Genomic DNA, 8,024 nt, shown 5'->3' on the forward strand with positions numbered 1-8,024 from the left:
AATACCCCCTTCCGGAAGCCCTCCGCAGCACGTTCGTGTCGCTGTTGTCAAGCCCCGAGATAGGCCCTGACCTGCGAAAACGCCATTCATAACAGTCGGTTCTCGTGTTACCCTGGATAGCCACGGAAGGGGTACCTGTCACATGACGTTCAAGGTTGGCGACACCGTGGTCTATCCCCATCACGGGGCCGCGCTGATCGAGGCCATCGAAACTCGCCAGATCAAAGGCGTGGACAAGACCTACTTGGTGCTCAAGGTCGCCCAGGGTGACCTGACGGTTCGCGTACCTGCGGACAACGCGGAGTTCGTCGGTGTCCGCGATGTGGTCGGCCAGGACGGGCTGGACCGGGTCTTCGAGGTGCTTCGTGCACCGTACGCCGAAGAGCCGACGAACTGGTCCCGTCGCTACAAGGCAAATCTGGAAAAGCTCGCCTCTGGCGATGTCATCAAGGTCGCGGAAGTCGTCCGTGACCTGTGGCGTCGTGAGCGTGAGCGCGGGCTCTCCGCGGGCGAGAAGCGCATGCTCGCGAAGGCGCGCCAGATCCTGGTGAGCGAGCTCGCGCTCGCCGAGAACACCAACGAGGACAAGGCCGAGGCCCTCCTCGACGAGGTTCTCGCGTCCTGACGCGACGAACCGTCTACACAGCAGTCGTGCCGCGGTGCCCGATGACGGCCCTCTCGCTCGCCGAGAGGACTGTCGCCGGGCGCTGCGGCATGTCTGTCTCCCCAGCCGCACCGTACGTACCGCACCACCCCCGCGCAGGGCGCGGTGGCGTGCCGGGTCCGGGCAGCCGGCTCGACCGGTCGTCACGGAAGGGGCGAGGGCATCGCACCCGGCACCCTTGTGGCCATACCCACGTCGGCCGAAGTCACAAACCCGGAGCCACCACCGATGTATGACGAAACGCGCCCCCACCGCACCGCGGCGGTGATTCCCGCGGCCGGCCGCGGCACCCGGCTGGGGCCCGGCGCCCCCAAGGCCCTGCGCTCGCTGGGCGGCATCCCGATGCTGATCCACGCCGTCCGCGCCATGGCCCGCTCCCGCGCCGTCTCCCTCGTGGTCGTCGTCGCCCCGCCCGGGGGCGCCACCGAGGTCCGCAACCTCCTCGGCGAGCACGCCCTGCCCGAGCGGACCGACTTCGTCGTCGTCCCCGGCGGCGAGACCCGCCAGGAATCCGTACGGGCCGGACTCAACGCCCTCCCGGACACGATCACCTCCGTCCTCATCCACGACGCGGCCCGCCCCCTGGTGCCCGTGGACACCGTGGACGCGGTCGCCCGGGCCGTCCGCGACGGCGCGCCCGCCGTGGTCCCCGCGATGCCGCTGGCCGACACCGTCAAGGAGGTCGAGCCCGGCAAGCCCGGCGAGCCCGAGCCGGTCGTCGCCACCCCCGAGCGGGCCCGGCTGCGCGCCGTACAGACCCCGCAGGGCTTCGACGTGGCCACCCTGGTCCGCGCCCACGAGCGCATCGCCGTCAACGGCGAGGGCGCCACGGACGACGCCGGAATGGTGGAAAAGCTCGGAGTGCCCGTGGTGCTGGTCCCCGGCCACGAGGAAGCGTTCAAGGTGACCCGCCCGCTCGACCTGGTCCTCGCCGAGGCCGTACTCGCCCGCCGGAGGGCCGCCGATGTCTACTGATTCCCTGCCCGACGGCCCCCGCCCCGCCCCCCTGCTCCCCCAGGTCGGCATCGGCACCGACGTCCACGCCTTCGAGACCGGCCGCGAGCTGTGGTGCGCGGGTCTGCTCTGGGAGGGCGAGGACGGCCTGGCCGGGCACTCCGACGGCGACGTCGCCGCCCACGCCGCCTGCGACGCCCTCTTCTCCGCCGCGGGCGTCGGCGACCTCGGCGCGCACTTCGGCACCTCCCGCCCCGAGTGGTCCGGCGCCTCCGGCGTCACCCTCCTGGCCGAGGCCGCCCGGATCGTCCGCGCCGAGGGCTTCGAGATCGGGAACATCGCCGTGCAGGTCATCGGCGTACGCCCGAAGATCGGCAAGCGGCGCGACGAAGCGCAGAAGACCCTGACCGCCGCGGCCGGAGCCCCGGTCTCCGTTTCCGGCACCACCACCGACGGCCTCGGCCTCACCGGCCGCGCCGAAGGCCTCGCCGCGATCGCCACGGCGCTGGTGTACCGCACGAGCGGGGCCTGAGGACGACCGCAAGAGCGCCCCTCGCGGCACCGCTTCGGCAACAAAGCCGCCCCGCGCCCCCAAAAGGGTCGCGGGGCACTGCCGCACGCGCACTACCCTGGATGCCGTGACTCTTCGCCTGTACGACACCAGCGCCCGGCAGATCCGTGACTTCACTCCGCTCGTCGCGGGCTGCGTCTCGATCTACCTCTGTGGTGCCACCGTGCAGGCGGCTCCGCACATCGGCCACGTCCGCTCGTACCTGAACTTCGACATCATCCGCCGCTGGCTCACCTACCGCGGCCTCGACGTCACCTTCATCCGCAACGTGACCGACATCGACGACAAGATCATTGCGAAGGCCGCCGAACAGGGCCGCCCCTGGTGGTCCATCGGCTACGAGAACGAGCGCGCCTTCAACGACGGCTACAACGCGCTGGGCTGCCTCCCGCCCACGTACGAGCCGCGCGCCACCGGCCACGTCCCCGAGATGATCGAGATGATGCGCGGCCTCATCGAGCGCGGTCACGCGTACGAGGCCGACGGCAGCGTCTACTTCGACGTGCGCTCCTTCCCCGGCTACCTGGAGCTGTCGAACCAGAACATCGACGACCTGCGCCAGCCCGCCGAGGAGGGCATCAGCGGCAAGCGCGACCCCCGCGACTTCGCCATGTGGAAGGCCTCCAAGCCCGGCGAGCCCGACTGGGAGACCCCGTGGGGCCGCGGCCGCCCCGGCTGGCACCTCGAGTGCTCGGCGATGGCCCACAAGTACCTCGGCAGCGCCTTCGACATCCACGGCGGCGGGCTCGACCTGATCTTCCCGCACCACGAGAACGAGATCGCCCAGGCCAAGGCCTTCGGCGACGAGTTCGCGAAGTACTGGATGCACAACGCCTGGGTCACCATGTCCGGCGAGAAGATGTCGAAGTCCCTCGGGAACTCCGTCCTCGTCTCCGAGATGGTCAAGCACTGGCGCCCGATCGTCCTGCGCTACTACCTCGGCACCCCGCACTACCGCTCGATGATCGAGTACAGCGAGGAAGCGCTGCGCGAGGCCGAGTCCGGCTTCGCCCGCATCGAGGGGTTCATCCAGCGCGTCATCGAGAAGGCCGGCAAGACCGTCGAGCCCGCCACCGAGGTGCCGCCCGCCTTCGCCGAGGCCATGGACGAGGACCTCGGCGTCCCGCAGGCCCTCGCGATCATCCACACCACCGTCCGCCAGGGGAACAGCGCGCTCGCCGCCGACGACAAGGACGCCGCGATCGCCCGCCTGTCCGAGGTACGGGCCATGCTCGGCATCCTCGGCCTCGACCCGCTCGACCCGCACTGGGCCGGGGAAGCCGACCGTGGCGAGGACCTGCACGGCGCCGTCGACACGCTCGTCCGCCTCGTCCTGGAGCAGCGCGAATCCGCGCGGGCCCGCAAGGACTGGGCGACCGCGGACGCGATCCGCGACCAGCTCCAGCAGTCCGGGCTGGTCGTCGAGGACAGCCCGAGCGGCCCCCGCTGGACGCTCGGCCCCCGCTGAGCCCAGCTCGTTGTGCCGCCCGGCGCTCGGGGCGGCACACTCTTCATACGTACACACCGCTGAACAAACGAAACAGGTATAGGTCATGGCCGGGAACAGCCAGCGCAGGAACCGCCGCACGTCCAACAAGAAGGGCGCGACGGTCGGCAGCGGTGGCCAGCGGCGCAGGGGCCTGGAAGGCAAGGGCCCCACGCCCAAGGCCGAGGACCGCAAGAAGCACAAGGCGAACCGCATCGCCAACGCGATGGCCAAGCAGGCCGCCAAGCGCCGCCCCGCCCCCCGTCGCGGCGGCCCCAAGGGCACCAGCGAGATGGTCGTCGGCCGCAACCCGGTCTTCGAGGCCCTGCGTGACGGCGTGCCCGCCACCACCCTCTACGTCCAGCAGTACATCGACAACGACGAGCGCGTCCGCGAAGCCCTCCAGCTCGCGTCCGAGCGCGGCAACATCAACCTGATGGAAGCCCCGCGCCCCGAGCTGGACCGCATGACCAACGGGCTCAACCACCAGGGCCTGGTCCTCCAGGTCCCGCCGTACGAGTACGCCATGCCGGACGAGCTGACCGCCGCCGCCTACGACAACGGCGAGGACCCGCTCATCGTCGCCCTCGACGGCGTCACCGACCCGCGCAACCTCGGCGCGATCGTCCGCTCCGTCTCCGCCTTCGGCGGCCACGGCGTGGTCATCCCCGAGCGCCGCGCCGCCAGCATGACCGCCGGCGCCTGGAAGTCCTCGGCCGGCACCGCGGCCCGCACCCCGGTCTCCCGGGTCACCAACCTGACCCGCGCCCTGGAGGCGTACAAGAAGGAAGGCCTGACCGTCGTCGGCCTCGCCGCCAACGGCACGCACACCGTCGACGACCTCGAGCAGCTCGGCGGCCCCGTCGTCATCGTCATCGGCAGCGAGGGCAAGGGCCTCGGCCGCCTCGTCGGCGAGACCTGCGACTACCTCGTCCGCATCGCGATGCCGGGTGGCGCCGAGTCGCTCAACGCCGGTGTCGCGGCCGGTGTGGTTCTCTACGAGGCCGCCCGTCGCCGCGCCTGAGCAGTCCCCTTTGGTACCGGGCCGGGTGAACGCTTTCACCCGGCCGGGTCCCGCCCGGGCCCCCGAAATGGCTTGATCTTGACGGGCCTCGGACACATACCTGCTGTCAAGGCAGTGTCCTAAACACTCATCACTCGGTTAGATGAGTGTGGACACCAGAACGCCAGGGTTCGACGAACAGCCCGCGCTGAGCATGGTCAAGGTGCCGTGCGACCCCGCACAGGTCATCGTCAACCACGCCAGCTTCCGTGTGCGGCTCGCTCCGAGCCCGAGCGCGCGTTCCAAGCCCCCCGCGAACGGGCCCCTCCCGGGCCGTGCCCCCGCTCTCGCCGGGGCGGTCGTCGGCGCCGCCGGAGCCGGCCGCCGCCGCGCGCCCGTCGTCTGGAGCGGCAGGTCCGCCCCCGGTGACGCCGCCGCGATGGGCGGGCTCCTGCAGGCCGTACGGGAGGCGGGGCGCGGCCACGACGAGTTCGACGGCGGCGACACGCAGGTCATCCCGCGCGTCGACCTGGCCCAGGACCTCGCCGACGACACGCTCGCCACGCCGACCGTCATCGGCCAGCGCAGCTACGGGGACACGGACGACACCCGCGCGATGGCACCCGTACGCGGCCTGCCCTACGCACCGCGGTACGGCGACGGCGCCGCGGGCGGGCCCGGTGGCCAGGGCGGGCCGGGCGGCCAGGGCGGCCAGGGCGGTCTCGGCGAGGAGACCCGGCGGGCCGCCGCCGACGCGCGCGGGCAGGCCTCGTACTACCCGGGCCGCCGGATGAACCTCGGCGTCGTGCTGCTCCCGCTGCGCGTCTTCCTCGGCTTCATCTCCATCTACGCCGGCATGGGCAAGCTCTGCGACCCCGTCTACTTCGACGGCGGCGAGCGCGGCTCCATGGTCACCTGGCTGCGCACCCTGCACCCCTGGGCGCTCGCCGAGCCGCTGCGCGACTTCGCCCTCGCGCACCCCGTCGGGGCCGGGCTCAGCGTGGCGTTCCTCCAGGTCGTGGTCGGCGTGCTGACCGTTTTCGGCCTCTGGCAGCGGTTCGCCGCCTGCTTCGGCGCGCTGCTGTCGGCGGCCCTGCTGATGACGGTCAGCTGGAAGACCGTCCCCGCCTACGACGCGCCCGACATCATCTACCTCGCCGCCTGGAGCCCGCTGATCATCGCGGGCGCCCCCGTCTACTCCCTGGACGGACGGCTCGCGGGCGAGGCCTGGCGCACCCTGGGGCCGCGCTCCGAGATCTGGCGGCTGCGGCGGCGCGTGCTGCGGCGCGGCGCCGTGATGGCGACCGTCGTCTGCGGGCTCACCCTCCTCGTCGGCTCCCTGCTCGGCGGCGCGGTCCGCTCCTCGACCGTGGTCACCGTGCCCGGCCCCGGCCAGGCGCCCAGCAACTACCTGCCCGGCTCCCCGCTGCCGCAGGAACCGTCCACCTCCCGGCAACCGTTGAAGCAGCAGCCGTCGAAGGGGGCGACCCCCTCGGCGAAGGCGTCGGAGTCCGCCAAGCCCGGGCGTACGAGCTCGGGCGCGCCGTCGAAGTCGACGGCGGGCAGCGGCGCCCAGTCCCCGGCCGCGACCCGCGGCGCCGGGGCGAGCCAGCCCCAACGCGGCAGCTCCCCGCGCCAGTCCGCGCCGCAGCAGCCCACCTCCTCGGGCAGCGGCGGTTCGTCCGGCCCGGCGAAGAAGCCGGGGCTGGTGGGCGGTCTGCTCGGCGGCTGAGCCGCCCCGGACGTCACAGGTGACGGGGCCCGGTACGCGCGATGCGTACCGGGCCCCGTCGCGTGTGACCCTCTTGAGGCGGCCCGCGCAGGCTCAGACGGCCCAGGCAGGCTCAGACGGCCCTGTGGGCGGCCAGCTCGCGCGCGGCCTCGGTCAGGTCCTTCGCCGTGTCGATCGCCCGCCAGTAGGCCCCCTGGGGCAGCGGGAAGCCCGCCAGGCGGCGCTCGCGGGCCAGGCGCGGGAAGGTGGTGCGCTCGTGGTCGCCCACGTCGGGCAGGAGCGCGGTGAATTCGGCGGCGAAGACGTACACGCCGGCGTTGATCAGATAAGGCGACGGCGGGGACTCGATGAAGTCCAGGATCTGACCGAACTCGTTGGTCTCCACCGCGCCCCACGGGATCCGCGGCCGGGCGAGCGCGAGGGTCGCGGTCGCCGCGCGCTCGGCGTGGAACGCGGCCATCTCCCGGAGCGAGAACCGGGTCCAGATGTCGCCGTTCGTCGCGTACCAGGGCTCGTCGGGATGCGGCAGGTGCGCGGCAGCGAACTTCAGACCGCCGCCGCGGCCCAGCGGCTCGTCCTCCACGACCGTGCTCACCCGCAGCGGCAGGCCGGCCCCGGCCAGCCAGTCCTGGAGCACCCCCGCGAGGTGCCCGCACGAGATCACCGCGTCGGTGACGCCCTCGGCGGCCAGCCAGGCCAGTTGGTGCCCGATGATCGGGATCCCGGTGCCCGGGATCTCCACCATCGGCTTCGGCCGGTCGTCCGTGTACGGCCGCAGCCGCGAACCCTGGCCGCCCGCCAGGACCACCGCCTGGGTGGGCGCCTGGGGGGACGGGCCGGGGTGCGCGGCCGCGGTGTGCCGAACGGGCTGAGCGGGCGGGGGGCCGGTTGCTGCGGGGGCGTCCGTCATGCCGGGCAGCCTAGGTCCTGTGGTCCTGGGCCGGTGGCCGCCGAGGGTGCCGGGTCAGCTCGCCGGGTCAGCTGAAGGAGGCCACGCCGGCGGCGTACGAGGTGTCGCACACGGGGCGCGCGAACGACTGGGCCTTCGTGGGCCCGTACGCGTCCACGGCGGCGCGGCCGATCGCCCGGGCGATGCCCACGCAGTGGTCGGCGAGCGACGGCCGCCGGTCCACCTCCTGCTGGAGGTGCGTGAGGACGACGCCGGGCTCCTTGCCCTGCTGCAGTTCGCCGAGCAGCTTCTCGCGCAGCGCGTCCTGCGGGGCGAGGGGCTTCGCGGGAACGTTCACGTTCTCGGCGGAGGCGGTGAGGATCTGGGACGGGGTGCTGTCGGCCCAGGGAACCATGGTGACCGCGAGGGTCCCGGACAGGACCAGGACGACGGGCAGGACCAGGGCGAGGGAACGGCCGATACGGCGGGCAGAGTGGGTCACGAAGGCGAGAGTAGCGCTCGGTGAAGATTTGGCGACATTTAGTCACCCGGTCGGGGGATGGTTCGACGTGGCTTTTCGAATGGGGCGTTGACGAACGATGCTCGAAAAGCGCCGGTCTGCCGGGGTAAAGGAGCGTTGGGGGGGGGCCCCCGCGCCCCCCCCCCCCCCCCCCCGCCCGGCGGGGGGGGGGGGGGGCCCCCCGCGGGCGGGGGATACAGGGGGC

General features: G+C 72.6%; 8 protein-coding genes. 6 read left to right on the forward strand and 2 right to left on the reverse strand.

Annotated features, from left to right (window positions below):
* Positions 1–142: 142 nt before the first annotated feature.
* From ABT084_RS22065 to ABT084_RS22090, 6 genes are all read left to right on the forward strand, one after another.
* On the forward strand, positions 143–625 hold the full coding sequence (locus ABT084_RS22065; protein ID WP_003953493.1) for a CarD family transcriptional regulator: 483 nt from the start codon (positions 143–145) through the stop codon (positions 623–625).
* Positions 626–892: 267 nt separating this feature from the next.
* The gene (gene ispD, locus ABT084_RS22070; RefSeq protein WP_351046462.1) at positions 893–1,639 is read left to right on the forward strand and encodes a 2-C-methyl-D-erythritol 4-phosphate cytidylyltransferase; all 747 of its coding nucleotides are present in this window, start codon (positions 893–895) and stop codon (positions 1,637–1,639) included.
* On the forward strand, positions 1,629–2,150 hold the full coding sequence (gene ispF, locus ABT084_RS22075; protein WP_351046464.1) for a 2-C-methyl-D-erythritol 2,4-cyclodiphosphate synthase: 522 nt from the start codon (positions 1,629–1,631) through the stop codon (positions 2,148–2,150). Before ispD ends, ispF begins: the two co-directional genes overlap by 11 nt.
* A 106-nt stretch (positions 2,151–2,256) precedes the next feature.
* Complete coding sequence (gene cysS, locus ABT084_RS22080) at positions 2,257–3,657, forward strand: cysteine--tRNA ligase (protein ID WP_351046467.1); 1,401 nt, start codon at positions 2,257–2,259, stop codon at positions 3,655–3,657.
* Positions 3,658–3,742: 85 nt separating this feature from the next.
* A complete protein-coding gene (gene rlmB / locus ABT084_RS22085; RefSeq protein WP_351046470.1) occupies positions 3,743–4,699 on the forward strand; it encodes a 23S rRNA (guanosine(2251)-2'-O)-methyltransferase RlmB in 957 nt (318 codons plus the stop codon).
* A 142-nt stretch (positions 4,700–4,841) separates the two neighbouring features.
* Complete coding sequence (locus ABT084_RS22090) at positions 4,842–6,410, forward strand: DoxX family protein (RefSeq protein WP_351046473.1); 1,569 nt, start codon at positions 4,842–4,844, stop codon at positions 6,408–6,410.
* A 112-nt stretch (positions 6,411–6,522) separates the two neighbouring features.
* Here the strand turns inward: ABT084_RS22090 and ABT084_RS22095 are convergent, their stop codons facing one another.
* A complete protein-coding gene (locus ABT084_RS22095; protein WP_351046476.1) occupies positions 6,523–7,320 on the reverse strand; it encodes a nucleotidyltransferase family protein in 798 nt (265 codons plus the stop codon).
* Between the two features lie 67 nt (positions 7,321–7,387).
* Positions 7,388–7,801, reverse strand: a complete 414-nt coding sequence (locus ABT084_RS22100; protein ID WP_351046479.1) for a hypothetical protein — start codon at positions 7,799–7,801, stop codon at positions 7,388–7,390.
* Between the last annotated feature and the right edge of the window lie 223 nt (positions 7,802–8,024).

It is taken from the genome of Streptomyces sp. NPDC002138, from assembly GCF_040296485.1.
Classification (GTDB): domain Bacteria; phylum Actinomycetota; class Actinomycetes; order Streptomycetales; family Streptomycetaceae; genus Streptomyces.

What these genes read in the sequence shown, in the direction of transcription:
- ispD (WP_351046462.1), top strand. Translation starts at nt 893, where the DNA reads ATGTATGACGAAACGCGCCCCCACCGCACCGCGGCGGTGATTCCCGCG.
- ispF (WP_351046464.1), top strand. Translation starts at nt 1,629, where the DNA reads ATGTCTACTGATTCCCTGCCCGACGGCCCCCGCCCCGCCCCCCTGCTC.
- ABT084_RS22090 (WP_351046473.1), top strand. Translation starts at nt 4,842, where the DNA reads ATGAGTGTGGACACCAGAACGCCAGGGTTCGACGAACAGCCCGCGCTG.
- ABT084_RS22065 (WP_003953493.1), top strand. Translation starts at nt 143, where the DNA reads ATGACGTTCAAGGTTGGCGACACCGTGGTCTATCCCCATCACGGGGCC.
- rlmB (WP_351046470.1), top strand. Translation starts at nt 3,743, where the DNA reads ATGGCCGGGAACAGCCAGCGCAGGAACCGCCGCACGTCCAACAAGAAG.
- ABT084_RS22095 (WP_351046476.1), bottom strand. Translation starts at nt 7,320, where the DNA reads ATGACGGACGCCCCCGCAGCAACCGGCCCCCCGCCCGCTCAGCCCGTT.